Annotated in this window: 13 protein-coding genes; 4 read left to right on the top strand and 9 right to left on the bottom strand. The window is 71.4% G+C overall.

What is annotated here, in order from left to right; all coding sequences use genetic code 11:
• Positions 1 to 52 precede the first annotated feature (52 nt).
• Entirely contained in the window at positions 53 to 817 is a 765-nt protein-coding gene (locus ACFWQG_RS05965; RefSeq protein ID WP_378506657.1) for a nuclear transport factor 2 family protein, read from the top strand.
• A 118-nt stretch (positions 818 to 935) separates the two neighbouring features.
• Positions 936 to 1,391 (top strand): hypothetical protein, encoded by a 456-nt coding sequence (locus ACFWQG_RS05960; protein WP_378506656.1) that lies wholly within the window; start codon positions 936 to 938, stop codon positions 1,389 to 1,391.
• Between the two features lie 7 nt (positions 1,392 to 1,398).
• Here the strand turns inward: ACFWQG_RS05960 and ACFWQG_RS05955 are convergent, their stop codons facing one another.
• The 6 genes from ACFWQG_RS05955 to ACFWQG_RS05930 form a co-directional block, all read right to left on the bottom strand.
• Positions 1,399 to 3,207 (bottom strand): penicillin-binding transpeptidase domain-containing protein, encoded by a 1,809-nt coding sequence (locus ACFWQG_RS05955; protein ID WP_378506655.1) that lies wholly within the window; start codon positions 3,205 to 3,207, stop codon positions 1,399 to 1,401.
• A gap of 111 nt (positions 3,208 to 3,318) precedes the next feature.
• A complete protein-coding gene (locus ACFWQG_RS05950) occupies positions 3,319 to 4,155 on the bottom strand; it encodes a GNAT family N-acetyltransferase (RefSeq protein ID WP_378506654.1) in 837 nt (278 codons plus the stop codon).
• 83 nt (positions 4,156 to 4,238) lie between these two features.
• A complete protein-coding gene (ispG, locus tag ACFWQG_RS05945; protein ID WP_378506653.1) occupies positions 4,239 to 5,393 on the bottom strand; it encodes a flavodoxin-dependent (E)-4-hydroxy-3-methylbut-2-enyl-diphosphate synthase in 1,155 nt (384 codons plus the stop codon).
• A 45-nt stretch (positions 5,394 to 5,438) separates the two neighbouring features.
• The gene (locus ACFWQG_RS05940) at positions 5,439 to 6,665 is read right to left on the bottom strand and encodes a M50 family metallopeptidase (protein ID WP_378506652.1); all 1,227 of its coding nucleotides are present in this window, start codon (positions 6,663 to 6,665) and stop codon (positions 5,439 to 5,441) included.
• Positions 6,666 to 6,673: 8 nt separating this feature from the next.
• Positions 6,674 to 7,825 (bottom strand): 1-deoxy-D-xylulose-5-phosphate reductoisomerase, encoded by a 1,152-nt coding sequence (dxr, locus tag ACFWQG_RS05935; protein ID WP_378506651.1) that lies wholly within the window; start codon positions 7,823 to 7,825, stop codon positions 6,674 to 6,676.
• Between the two features lie 49 nt (positions 7,826 to 7,874).
• Positions 7,875 to 8,681, bottom strand: coding sequence for an NAD(P)H-binding protein (locus ACFWQG_RS05930; RefSeq protein WP_378506650.1), 807 nt, complete (start codon positions 8,679 to 8,681; stop codon positions 7,875 to 7,877).
• A gap of 198 nt (positions 8,682 to 8,879) precedes the next feature.
• Between ACFWQG_RS05930 and ACFWQG_RS05925 the strand changes: the two genes are divergently transcribed.
• Positions 8,880 to 9,128 (top strand): DUF2631 domain-containing protein, encoded by a 249-nt coding sequence (locus ACFWQG_RS05925; RefSeq protein WP_378506649.1) that lies wholly within the window; start codon positions 8,880 to 8,882, stop codon positions 9,126 to 9,128.
• A gap of 67 nt (positions 9,129 to 9,195) precedes the next feature.
• On the opposite strand, the gene rlmN is transcribed toward ACFWQG_RS05925, so the two are convergent.
• Positions 9,196 to 10,305 carry a 23S rRNA (adenine(2503)-C(2))-methyltransferase RlmN gene (rlmN, locus tag ACFWQG_RS05920; protein ID WP_378506648.1) on the bottom strand — a complete coding sequence of 370 codons (1,110 nt, stop codon included), beginning with the start codon at positions 10,303 to 10,305 and terminating at the stop codon, positions 9,196 to 9,198.
• Between the two features lie 93 nt (positions 10,306 to 10,398).
• On the opposite strand from rlmN, the gene ACFWQG_RS05915 reads away from it, so the two are divergent.
• The gene (locus ACFWQG_RS05915) at positions 10,399 to 10,803 is read left to right on the top strand and encodes a lipopolysaccharide assembly protein LapA domain-containing protein (RefSeq protein WP_378506647.1); all 405 of its coding nucleotides are present in this window, start codon (positions 10,399 to 10,401) and stop codon (positions 10,801 to 10,803) included.
• Between the two features lie 7 nt (positions 10,804 to 10,810).
• On the opposite strand, the gene ACFWQG_RS05910 is transcribed toward ACFWQG_RS05915, so the two are convergent.
• A complete protein-coding gene (locus tag ACFWQG_RS05910; RefSeq protein ID WP_378506646.1) occupies positions 10,811 to 11,539 on the bottom strand; it encodes a methyltransferase domain-containing protein in 729 nt (242 codons plus the stop codon).
• Positions 11,536 to 12,369 carry a phosphatidate cytidylyltransferase gene (locus ACFWQG_RS05905; protein WP_378506645.1) on the bottom strand — a complete coding sequence of 278 codons (834 nt, stop codon included), beginning with the start codon at positions 12,367 to 12,369 and terminating at the stop codon, positions 11,536 to 11,538. The genes ACFWQG_RS05910 and ACFWQG_RS05905 overlap by 4 nt, the downstream gene beginning before the upstream one ends.
• Positions 12,370 to 12,402: the final 33 nt, after the last annotated feature.

The following is a 12,402-nucleotide window of genomic DNA, read 5'->3' as shown; positions in this document are numbered from 1 at the left end:
CTCTGGCATACTCCGCGGTGCCCACAGCCCTCACCGACCCCGAGGTGTGCCCATGCTCGCCGATCCCGCCGCCCTGCTCGCGCTCGCGCACGCCTCCCCCGCCGCGGTCGCCGACCACGACAGGGATGCGTGGCTCGGCCTGTTCGCGCGGTCGCACGTGGTCGAGGACCCGGTCGGGGGCAGGCCCGTCCTCGGCGGCCTCTACGACCGGCGCAGCCGCCGCCGCGGCGGCCAGCCCCTCGCCCGCTTCTGGGACACCTTCATCGCTCCCAACGACATTCGCTTCCACGTCGAACGCGACGACATCGTCGACGGGATGACGGTGGTCCGCGACGTCACCATCGAGACCCGGCTCGGTGGCGGCGTCGTCGCGAAGGCGCCGATGCATCTGCTGTACGAGACCACCCTCGACGACGGCGAACCCCGAATCCGTCGGATCGCCGCGCACTGGGCGGTGGCCCCGATGTTCGCGCAGGTCGCGGGCGTTGACCCCGCGAAGGTGCGGGTCGGCCTTTCGATGGCGGGGCGGATGCTGCGGCACCAGGGCGTCGGCGGGACGCTCGCGTTCGGCGCCGCGGTCCGCAGCGTCGGTGACCGCGGCAAGCAGGCCGTCCGGCACCTCGTCGAGGCCGCGGGGCGGGGCGACACCGGCGCCGCGCGCACCCTCGGCGGCCGCACCGTCACCAACCTGACGAAGGTGATCGCCGCCGGCGATGCCGTCACCGCGTCCTGCACCGCCGACGGCGCGCCCGCCCTGCTGTGCTGCTACCTCGACCGCCGGAGCCTGCGGGTGGTCCGCGCCGTCATCTACTCCTGACCCGGACCGCTCGCGCAGGGCGGGTGGGATCTTCCACCACCCGGGGTGGGTGTCCGCGCCAGCCGCCGCGCGGGACGCTGATGGGGCACTCGACCACAACACCCACAGGGAGTCCCTCATGAGCCGTTCCCGCACCGCCCGAACCATCATCACCGTGCTCGCCGCGTCGGCGGGACTGACGCTCGGCCTGACCGGCGTCGCGTCGGCGGCCGCTGTCCCCGACCTCGACCCGACGCTCACCGCTCCGATGCACCCCGGCGTCCCGGACGGTGGAGCAACGGATCCCGCGGACGCGTGCCCGATGCCGCCGCACGACCCGGGCATGGCGCGCGCGGAGGTCTGCCCGAGCGACCCGCGGGTGACGACACCGCACGGCGTCCTGGATCCGGGGCCTACCGTGGTCGACCCGGAACCGGAGGTGCGTGATCACCGCGGTCCGGGCGGGGAGCCCGGCGGCGGGGTCCTGGTCGGCCCCACCGAACCCGAACCGGTCGTGCGGGACCACCGCACCCCCCAGCCGGAACCCGTCGTGCGCGACCACCGCGGCGCCGCCGCGGCACCCGTGTCCGGGTAGCGCCCGCTCAGTACCCGGCGGGCAGCGCGGCGAACATGTCGTTGGTGACCGCGACCGCGTTGTCGGAGCTGCCACCGCGGACCACGAGCGTCGCAAACGCGAGATCGCCGCGGTAGCCGACGAACCACGCGTGGGAACCGCCGTCCACCTCGGCCTCCCCGGTCTTGCCGTAGACGTCGCCCTCCCCCGCGATCCGGGTCGCGGTGCCCGAGGTGACCACCTCGCGCATCATGCCGCGCAGCCCGTCGACCATCTGCGGCGTGATCGGGGTGCGCTCGCCGTCGACGGTGGTCTCGTCGCCGACGATCAGATGTGGCACCGGTGTCGAGCCGTTCGCGACGGTCGCGGCGGCCAAGGCCATCCCGAACGGGCTGACCAGCACCTTGCCCTGACCGAACCCGTCCTCGGTGCGCTGCACCAGGTCGTCGGCGGGGGGCACCGAGCCCGCATCGGTGGGTAAACCGGGGACGTCGTAGTCGACGCCGATGCCGAACTGCGCTGCCGCCCTGGTCAGCGTGTCCGGCTCCATCTCGCTGGCCAGTTTCGCGAAGGTGGTGTTGCAGGACCGCGCGAACGCGGTGCTCATCGACACGGTGCCGAGCGCGAACTCGTTGTAGTTCGGCACCGATCGTTCCCCGATCACGATCCGGCCCGGGCAGCCGACCATGGTGCCGGGGGTCGCGAGGCCGGTGTCGATCGCCGCGCCAGCGGTGATGATCTTGAACGTCGAGCCGGGTGGGTACATGCCGGTGGACGCGACGGGGCCGTCCCGGTCGGCGGCCTTGTTCTGCGCGACGGCGAGGATCGCCCCGGTGGACGGCTGGATCACCACCATCATCGCCTGCTCGGTGCGGGCGTCGACCGCGTTCTGTGCGGCGACCTGGATCGGGCGGTCGAGGCTGACCGAGAACGACGGGGCCGGTTGGGGTTTGGTGTCCGTCAGCACGTCGGTGTCGAGGCCGTTCTGGTTGACGGTCACGACGCTCCACCCGGCGGTGCCGTCCACCTCGTCGATGACCCGCTTCTTGACCTGGCCGATCAGGTCGGGCGCGAAGTCGCGGTCGGTGGACAGCAGGTCGGCCTCCTCGTCGACCGTGACCCCCGGCAGTTCGGTCAGGGACGCGGCGACCGTCTCGTAGTCCTCCTCGCGCAGGCTCGCGACCAGATAGGTGCCCTTGACGCTGGACGCCGACTCGGCGATCGACTGCGCGGTCAGGGACGGGACGAACGGCGCCAGGATCCTCGCGAGCGCGCCTGCGACGGACCCCAGGTCGCCCGCCTTCCGCGCGTCCAGCTTGATCCGTTCGATGGTGCCGGGCACCAGCACGTCGGTTCCGGACCGTTCGTTGACCCTGGCCCGGGGTGCCGGTATCGCGCGCAGCGACATCGTGTGGGTGTCACCGAGTTTCGGGTGCAGGTCGGTCGAATTCCACCGCACCGCCCAGTCCCCATCCTTCCTGCCCATCTGCAGGTCACCGCTGTAGGTCCAGACCCGGTTCTTCGGAAGGTGCCACTCGTAGGTGTAGCCGACGGTCGCGGTGTCGCCGGCGACCCGGACGTCGCCGAGCGTCGCGGTCATCGACTCGGCCTGCAGGTTGTCCCACGCCGAGTCCAGCGCCTGCTGCGCGACGTCGGGCCGGTCGGACAGCGCGGCCGCTGCGGCAGTCTCCCGCCCGGCGAGCGCGGTCACGAACTGCTGGGCCGCCGGTTCGGGCCCGTCGGGCTTCGGGGTACACGCGGCGAGCCCGACGGTGAGCGCCCCGGCGAGCGCGAGGACGAACGGGGTGCGGGCGCGGTGGGCGACACGTGACTTCATCGACGCCCATAGTAGGTGCGCCGCGCACGCATTCGGCCCAACGACCGTGCGCGATGTGTACCCCGACCGGGGTGCTCGGCACGCACGGCGGCAGAGCCGACCGAGGGCAGGCTAGTCGAGGAGGATGGTCGAGAAGGTGGCCACCTGGGTGAAGCCGATCCGCTCGTATGCGCGACGGGCCGGGGCGTTGAAGCTGTTGACGTACAGGCTGGCGGTGCGGCCGCCGTCGACGACGGCGGCGGCGACCGCGGCGGTACCCGCGGCGCCGAGGCCACGACAGCGGTGTTCGGGGTGCACCCACACTCCCTGGATCTGGCCCACCTGGCGGGACGCGGACCCGATCTCCGCCTTGAACAGCACGGCGCCGTTCTCGAAGCGGGCGAACGCGCGGCCCGCGGCGATGAGCCCGGCGACGCGGCGCCGGTATCCGCGGCCCCCGTCACCGGCGCGCGGGTCGACACCGACCTCCTCGATGAACATGTCGACGGCGGCGACGAGGTAGGCGTCGAGCTCGTCCATCCTGACCAGGCGAACCTGCGGATCGGGTTCGACGAGTGGCCGCGCGGCGAGCGCGAGCAGCGGCTGGTCGGCACGGACCTCCCGGGCCGGGCCCCAGTCGGATTCGAGCATCTCCCACAGCGGCATCGTCAGTTCGGCCCGCCCGACCAGCGAGGAGCACATGCGCGGGAACCGGCACGCCCGGTCCGCGAAGGCGCGCAGATCGCCGATGGTGCCGCGCAGCGGGACGAGGTTCGCGCCGGAGAAGCACAGCGACTCGTCGGGCCCGCCGCGACTCCACAGTTCCCCGTTGATCGAACGCGGTTCGACACCGAGGTCCTGCACCCGGGCGGCGACCATGCACGTCGCGACGGGGTCGGCGTCGAGCACCCGGAGCACGTCGGCGCGGTCCCGCGCGCCGAGTTGCCTGGCGCCGAGGAGTTTGAGCACCCCGTCACCCCCGGGTCTCGTCGAACGAATCGGACACTTGAATCACCCACGCGGTGGGCGTGCCGACAGGATACGGTCCGCGGTCAGCTGACGGTGACGACCGGCGTTCCCGATTCCGAATCGTTGCCCATCTCCTCGGCGATGCGCATTGCCTCCTCGATCAGGGTCTCCACAATCTGCGCCTCCGGGACGGTCTTGATGACCTGACCCTTGACGAAGATCTGCCCCTTGCCGTTGCCGGACGCGACGCCGAGATCCGCCTCGCGGGCCTCGCCGGGACCGTTGACGACGCAGCCCATCACCGCGACGCGCAGCGGAACCTCCATGCCCTCGAGGCCCGCGGTCACCTCGTTCGCGAGGGTGTACACGTCCACCTGGGCCCGCCCACAGGACGGGCAGGACACGATCTCCAGCTTGCGGGGACGCAGGTTCAGCGACTGCAGGATCTGCGTGCCGACCTTGATTTCCTCGGCGGGCGGCGCCGACAGCGACACCCGGATCGTGTCGCCGATGCCCTCGGACAGCAGCGCGCCGAACGCGACCGCCGACTTGATGGTGCCCTGGAAGGCGGGACCGGCCTCGGTGACACCGAGGTGCAGCGGGTAGTCGCACTGCGCGGCGAGCTGCCGGTACGCCTCGACCATCACGACCGGGTCGTTGTGCTTGACGGAGATCTTGATGTCGCCGAAGCCGTGCTCCTCGAACAGGCCCGCCTCCCACAGCGCGGACTCGACGAGGGCCTCCGGGGTGGCCTTGCCGTACTTCTGCATCAGCCGCGGGTCGAGCGAGCCGGCGTTGACGCCGATCCGGATCGGGATGCCCGCGTCCCCGGCCGCCTTCGCGACCTCCTTGACGCGGCCGTCGAACTCCTTGATGTTGCCGGGATTGACGCGGACCGCTGCGCAGCCGGCGTCGATCGCGGCGAAGATGTACCGCGGCTGGAAGTGGATGTCCGCGATCACCGGGATCTGGCTCTTCTTCGCGATCGTCGCGAGCGCATCCGCGTCCTCCTGCCGGGGGCAGGCGACACGGACGATGTCGCAGCCGGATGCCGTCAGTTCGGCGATCTGCTGCAGGGTGGCGTTCACGTCGTGCGTCTTGGTGGTGCACATCGACTGCACCGACACGGGATGGTCGCTGCCGACACCGACACCCCCGACCATCAACTGCCGGGTCGTGCGACGCGGGGCGAGGACTGCGGGGACGTCGGGCATGCCCAAACCGACGGGGCTGGTCACGGTTGCCTACTTTCGTTTTTGCGGTACCAGGGAAGTCTAGTCGGGCTAGAAAATCTTGATCGGGTTGATGATGTCCGCGGTGAGCGTGAGCAGCATGAACGCTCCGCCGATCGCGATCACCACGTACGTCAGCGGCATCAGCTTCATGTAGTCGACCGGCCCACCCGCGGGCAGGCCCCGACGCATCCGCAGGCTGTTGCGGATCTTCTCGTAGACGGCGACGGCCATGTGCCCGCCGTCCAACGGCAGCAGCGGCAGCAGGTTGAAGATGCCGAGGAAGAAGTTCAGCGACGCGAGCAGCACGATGAACATCTCCCACAGGCCGCGTTCGGCGGCCTGCCCACCGATCACCGAGGCGCCGACCACGCTGACCGGGGTGTCGATCGCCCGCTCGCCGCCGGTGACCGCCGTCCACAGGTCGGCCACCTTCGACGGCATCTGGATCAGCCCCTGCACGCTCTGCACGAACAGGTCCCCGGTGTAGACGAACGTCGCGGGGACCGCGGTCACCGCCGAGTACTCCACCCACGCAGGCGGCGCGGCGATGCCGATCGCGCCGACCTCCTTCGACACCGGGGGCAGCGGGTTTTCCGGCGTCGAATCCCGGTTATTGACCCACCGCTGCGCCTGCGTCACCGGCACGTCGACGGTCAGCGTTTCGCCGCCCCGCTCGACGGTGAATTCCGCGGTCCCGGTCACCGGCTGCGTCGCGGTCACGACGTCGGAGAACGTCGGCGTCGGCGTGCCGTTGACCGCGACGATGACGTCGCCCTGCTCGATCCCGGCCGCCTCCGCTGGACCGACGCCGGAGCAGTCGGCCAGCGCGTAGTCCTGCTCCTTCGGGGCCTGTGACGGCGACACGCACACCAGCGCGTCGACCACCGCGCGGTCGTCCCGGTTCGGCAGCCCCCAGCCCACCGCGAGCAGGAAGATCAGCAGCAGGCCGAGCGCGAAGTTCATCACGATGCCGCCGGACATCACGACGAGACGCTTCCACGTCTTCTGCTTGCACATCGCCCGGTCGACCTCGTCGGGGGCGAGCTCGTCGTGCACGGTCATGCCCGCGATGTCGCAAAAGCCGCCGGCGGGGATCGCCTTGAGCCCGTACTCGGTCTCGCCGCGGCGGAACGAGAAGATCTTCGGTCCGAAGCCGATGTAGTACCGGCGGACCTTCATGCCCAGCTTGCGGGCGGTCCACATGTGACCGGCCTCGTGCAGCGCGATCGAAACGGTGATGCCGAGCGCGAACAGGATCACGCCGATGATCAACATGCCGGTTGTCAGCCCTTCCGCTCGACGAGTTCGTGGGCGCGTGCCCTTGCCCAGGCATCCGCCGCGAGCACGTCATCCACGGTAGCCGGTGCCGCCGACCACTGGCCGCCGCCCGCCAGCACCCGCTCCACGGTCCGCACGATCGACGGGAAGGCGGCCGCACCGTCGAGGAAGTACTGGGCGGCGACCTCGTTGGCCGCGTTGTAGACCGCGGTCATGCATCCGCCCGCCTTCCCCGCCGCCCGCGCCAGGTCGACGGCCGGGAAGACGGCGCCGTCGAGCGGTTCGAACGTCCACGTCGACGCGGTCCGGAAGTCGCAGGCGGTGGCCGCGCCGGGCACCCGGTCCGGCCAGCCCAGCGCGAGGGCGATCGGCAGCTTCATGTCCGGCGGGCTGGCCTGGGCGAGCGTGGACCCGTCGGTGAAGGTGACCATCGAGTGCACGACCGACTGCGGGTGCACGGTGACGTCGATGCGGTCGTAGTCGATGCCGAACAGCAGGTGCGTCTCGATCAGTTCGAGGCCCTTGTTCACCAGCGACGCCGAGTTGAGGGTGTTCATCGGGCCCATCGACCAGGTGGGGTGGGCGCCAGCCTGCTCGGGGGTGACGTCCTCGAGCGCGTCCGCGGTCCAGCCGCGGAACGGGCCGCCGGACGCGGTGAGGATCAGGCGGTCCACCTCGTCGGCGCGACCACCCCGCAGGCACTGGGCGAGCGCCGAGTGTTCGGAGTCGACCGGCACGATCTGGCCGGCCGCGGCCGCGGCGGTGACCAGCGGTCCGCCCGCGACCAGGGACTCCTTGTTCGCCAGCGCGAGCCGCGCGCCGGATGCGAGTGCGGCAAGGGTCGGTTCGAGGCCGAGCGACCCGACGAGGGCGTTGAGCACGACGTCCGCCTCGGTGGTGCGGACCAGTTCGGTGACGGCGCCCGGGCCGGCGAGCACGCCGGGCAGGTCGAGCCGGGCGGCGGCTGCGGGGTCGGCGACCGCGACCCGGGTGACGCCGGTGGCGCGGATCTGGTCGGCGAGCAGGTCGATGTTGCCACCGCCCGCGGCCAGGCCGACGACGGTGAACTTGTCGGGGTTCGCGGCGATGACCTCGAGGGCCTGGGTGCCGATGGAGCCGGTGCTGCCGAGCAGGAGCACGCGCGTAGGTTCTGCCACCCGTCCATTGTTCCCGATGCGACCTGAGAGCAACCTGACAGCCCGGCGGTCAGCGGAAGTAGTCGGCGTGCGCGGCCGCCCACGCGGCGTGGCTCGTCGCGGGCTGCCCGGTCACGTCGGCGACCGTGGTCGTCGCGGCCTGCGGCGCACCCACCATCGAGGCGATGGCCTCATCGATGTAGAAGGCGGCGTTGTCCCCCATCACCGGCCGCAGCACGGTCACGGCCTCGGCGGGGGTCACCCGCAGGAAGGACACCGGCCGACCGATCGCGGCGCCGAGATCCTGGATCCGCTGCCCGCGCGAGATCGCCGTCGGGCCGGTGAGCCGGTAGGTCCGGCCCGCGTGCCCCTCACCAAGGAGCACGGTCGCGGCGACCCTGGCAATGTCGTCCATCGCAATGGGGGCGCTGACCACCTCGGGATACGGGTCGAGGACCACGCCGGTGCGGCGGATCTGGTCCGACCACACCAGGTCGTTCTCGAGGAACTCCCCCGCCCACAGATGGGTCCACTCGATCCCCGATGCCTCGACGGCGAGGGTGACCGCTCCCCACCACGATTCGGGTTCACCGGACAGGTCGACAATGTGCTCGACTCCCGCGTCCCTGGCCATGGCAACCACAGTGCGCACCGTCTCGGGCGCCGGCGCGAGATACATCTTCCGCACCCCCTCAAGCGCTCGTGGCATCGTCTCGGGTCGGCGCAGGTAGCCCAGGGCCACCTCGACGCCGGGCGGCAGTGCCGCCCGCTCAGGGTTGGTGGTCAGCGCGCGGACACCGGTCGCACCCCGGTCGACGAGGTGGTCGATAACGAGACGTCCGACGCTGCCGGTGGCGCCGGTGACGAGGATCGTCATCGGCCGTCGGCTCGCCGCGCCACCACGGCCTCACCGTGCCGCTTCGGGACACCGGCATCGGTGACCATCACCCGCCCGGTAGCTGTGACGGTCATCCGAAACGCCCCTCCCACATGTCCACCCCGCTCGCTACGACGTCGGGTCGTATGCCACGATATGCGAGCAATCCGCATACCCGCACGAGCAGGAGGATCGGCCGTGGCCGCCAGCGAGCCCATCGTCACCAGCAAAGTCGACACCGCCGAGGTGCCCTCTGCGGAATGGGGCTGGAGCGGTGAGGCGCCGCGACTGTTCCGCTTCCTCGGCTGGTTCTTCGCCGCGTTCCTGCTGCTCTACACGGTCGGCAACCACGAGGGCCGGGTCGAGGACCTGTGGCTCGTCGGCCTCGCCGCCGGCATGGTGTTCCTGCTCGTTCGCGACATCATCCGTCGCCGCAAGCCGCGGTAGCCACCCGTCCACGACAACGGCCGCGCCGCTCCGGAAGGAGCCGCGCGGCCGTTGTCGTGGGTGGCGCTCAGTTCTCGGCGGCCAGCTGCCCGCAGGCGGCGGCGATCTCCTGGCCGCGGGTGTCGCGGACCGTGCAGGACACGCCCTGCGCGATGACGCGGCGCACGAACTCGCGTTCGACGTCCTTCGGAGCCGCGTCCCACTCGCTGCCCGGGGTCGGGTTCAGCGGGATCAGGTTTACGTGCACCAGCGGGCCAAGCGCCTTGTGCAGCTTCTTGCCGAGCATGTCCGCCCGCCACGGCTGGTCGTTGACGTTCTTGATCAGCGCGTATTCGATCGACACCCGGCGCCCGCTCCGGTCGGCGTAGTACCGGGCGGCGTCGAGGACCTCGGCGACGGACCACCGGTTGTTGACCGGGACCAGGGTGTCGCGGAGCTCGTCGTCGGGGGTGTGCAGCGACACCGCCAGTCGCACCGACATGTTCTCGTCGGCGAGCTTGCGGATTGCGGGCGCCAACCCGACCGTCGAGACGGTGACGGCACGCTGCGAGATGCCGAGGCCGTCCGGGGCGGGCGAGGTGATCCGGCGGACCGCGGCGACCACCCGCTTGTAGTTGGCGAGGGGCTCCCCCATCCCCATGAACACGATGTTCGACAGCCGACCGGGCCCGCCCTCGATGTCCCCGTCCCGCATCGCGGCTGCCGCCGCCCGCACCTGGTCGACGATCTCCGCGGTCGACAGGTTCCGATCAAGGCCGCCCTGCCCGGTCGCACAGAACGGGCAGGCCATGCCGCACCCCGCCTGGCTGGAGATGCACAGCGTCGCCCGGTCGGGGTAGCGCATCAGCACCGATTCGAGCAGCGTGCCGTCATGCGCCTTCCACAGCGTCTTCCTGGTGGTTCCGTCGTCGCACGCGACGTGCTTGACCGGGGTGAGCAGGGTCGGGAACAGCCGCTCCGCGACCGCCTCCCGGACCGCGGCGGGCAGATCGGTCATCCGCTCCGGGTCGGCCTCGAGCCGGGCGTAGTACTGGCGGGCGAGCTGATCGGCGCGGAAGCCCGGCAACCCGAGGTCCTTGACGGCGGACTTGCGGCCGTCGGCGTCGAGATCGGCCAGGTGGGTGGGCGGCATGCCGCGGCGGGGAGCGTCGAACACGAGGGGCAGGGAAACGGCCATAGTGTCCCCAGTGTTCCATCGGCCGGGGCGACATGCGAACTTCCCGAGCGGGATGCGCGTGCAATCACACATCCGGTGCATGATGATCGGTCCATGTCCCCCACCGACGGACCGCACCGCGACGACTCGGACCCTGCCGACCGTGCGGACCAGCCGCCCGGCCCGACACCGGCGGTCCCGGCCCCGGAGCCCGGACCGCACCCGGCGGCGTCCGGGACCGCCGACACCCCACCCGGGCACCCCCGCCTCGGTCACACCAAGGCGGCCGCCACCTGGACCGGCCTGGTCATCGGGACGCTGGTGCTGATCCTGCTGCTGGTGTTCATCCTGCAGAACCTCGACTCGGTGACGTGGAACCTGTTCTGGTGGGAGTTCTCGCTCCCGCTTGGCGTCAGCCTGTTGCTTGCCGCGATCGCCGGCGCGCTGATCATGGCGTTGGCCGGCGGGGTGCGGATCATGCAGATCCGCCGCCTCGCGAAGCGGTCGACGTCGGGCTGACGCCGGGTCAGCCGCCGAGCAGGCCCCGCGGAGCCCGTCGGGTGTGGATCCGGTACCGCACGTCCAGCGCCAGTCCGGGGGTCTGGGCGAACGCCAGATCCGCGATCTTCTCGCCGAACTCGATCCCGAGGACGGCCCGCAGCGCGCGGCGGTCCTCGAACTCCCACCGGGTCGGCACCCGAACGAGGTCGAAGCCCTGCGCCGCGAAGAACGCCTCGACGACGGCCGGGTCGTAGTGCGGCAGGTCGGCGCGCATCCAGTCCCCGTAGCCGGGGGCGGTGGCGTCCAGGTCGACGACGGCGAGGACGCCACCGGGGCGCAGCACCCGCATCGCCTCGGCGATGCCGGGCCCGCAGCCAGGTCCGAAGAAGTACGCGGTGCGCGCGTGCACGACGTCGACGCTGCGGTCCGCGAACGGCAGCGCCTCCGCGGTCCCCGCCAGCACCCGGACCCCGGCCAGCGAGTCGGTGCGCGCCCGCGCCGCCGCAACCAGCGGCGGGTGCGGCTCGACCCCGGTGACGCTGCCTGCGGCCGCCGCGAATGTCGGCAGGTGGAACCCGGTTCCGCAGCCGACATCGACGAGGTCGCGACCGGCCCAGTCCGCGACCCGGCGCAGTTCCGCGAAGATCGCGCCGTCCGCGTCCTGGGCGCGGTTCTCCACCTCGTAGATCCGCGGCCAGTGCCAGATGTTCGGGCTCGGGATCGGCCGCCCGTGCGGCGGCCTGCGCCGGGTCACAGCAGCGCCGTGAGCACCAGCCAGGTCACGAACGCCGACGGCAACAACGAGTCGAGCCGGTCCATGATGCCGCCGTGCCCGGGCAGCAGGGTGCCCATGTCCTTGATGCCGAGGTCCCGTTTGACCTGCGACTCGATCAGGTCGCCGAGGGTGCCGGTGAGCACCAGCACGACGCCGAGCAGCACGCCGATGAACGGGTTCGCGTCGAGGATGAGGGTGACGGTCGCGAGCGAGCCGATGATCGCGAACAGCAGCGACCCGCCGAGGCCCTCCCAGGACTTCTTCGGGCTGATCGCGGGCACCATCGGATGCTTGCCGAACAGGACGCCCGCGGTGTAGCCGCCGACGTCCGAACAGACGACACCAATCATGAACACGAACACCCACCTGTTGCCGCCCTCGTGGGTGACCATCAGGGTTGCGAACGCCGCGAGCAGCGGGATCCAGGCCGCGACGAACGTGGTGATCGCGGTGTCCCGCAGATAGTTTCGCGGCGCGGACCGCAGCCCCTGCGCCAGCAGCCGCCACACCATGCACACCAGGACGGTGCCGGCGAACCCGGCGAGCACCCCGGTCGTCCCGTACGGCCAGCCGAGCCAGATCGTCGCCTGGCCGCCGAGCAGCAGCGGGATCAGGGGGACGGAGACGTCGCTCTCCCGCAGCCGCTTCGCCACCTCCCAGGTGGCGATCGCCATCGCCGCGGCGACGATGCCGAACCACACCATGGGCACGAACAGCAGCGAGGCGATCACGAGGGCGCCGAGACCCGCCCCCACCGCGATCGCGGCGGGCAGGTTTCGGCCGGCCTTGGAGGCGACGGCGGTGGTCATGCCGTCCGGATGGGGACCATCCGTCCCATCGTG

Source organism: Rhodococcus sp. NPDC058532, assembly GCF_042719255.1.
In the GTDB taxonomy this organism is placed as follows: domain Bacteria; phylum Actinomycetota; class Actinomycetes; order Mycobacteriales; family Mycobacteriaceae; genus Rhodococcus_G.
Note: the sequence above shows the minus strand (reverse complement) of the source record. Positions and strands in the feature narration are given on the sequence as shown.

What these genes read in the sequence shown, in the direction of transcription:
- ACFWQG_RS05965 (WP_378506657.1), top strand. Translation starts at nt 53, where the DNA reads ATGCTCGCCGATCCCGCCGCCCTGCTCGCGCTCGCGCACGCCTCCCCC.
- ACFWQG_RS05960 (WP_378506656.1), top strand. Translation starts at nt 936, where the DNA reads ATGAGCCGTTCCCGCACCGCCCGAACCATCATCACCGTGCTCGCCGCG.
- ACFWQG_RS05955 (WP_378506655.1), bottom strand. Translation starts at nt 3,207, where the DNA reads ATGAAGTCACGTGTCGCCCACCGCGCCCGCACCCCGTTCGTCCTCGCG.
- ACFWQG_RS05940 (WP_378506652.1), bottom strand. Translation starts at nt 6,665, where the DNA reads ATGTTGATCATCGGCGTGATCCTGTTCGCGCTCGGCATCACCGTTTCG.
- ACFWQG_RS05930 (WP_378506650.1), bottom strand. Translation starts at nt 8,681, where the DNA reads ATGACGATCCTCGTCACCGGCGCCACCGGCAGCGTCGGACGTCTCGTT.
- rlmN (WP_378506648.1), bottom strand. Translation starts at nt 10,305, where the DNA reads ATGGCCGTTTCCCTGCCCCTCGTGTTCGACGCTCCCCGCCGCGGCATG.
- ACFWQG_RS05915 (WP_378506647.1), top strand. Translation starts at nt 10,399, where the DNA reads ATGTCCCCCACCGACGGACCGCACCGCGACGACTCGGACCCTGCCGAC.
- ACFWQG_RS05905 (WP_378506645.1), bottom strand. Translation starts at nt 12,369, where the DNA reads ATGACCACCGCCGTCGCCTCCAAGGCCGGCCGAAACCTGCCCGCCGCG.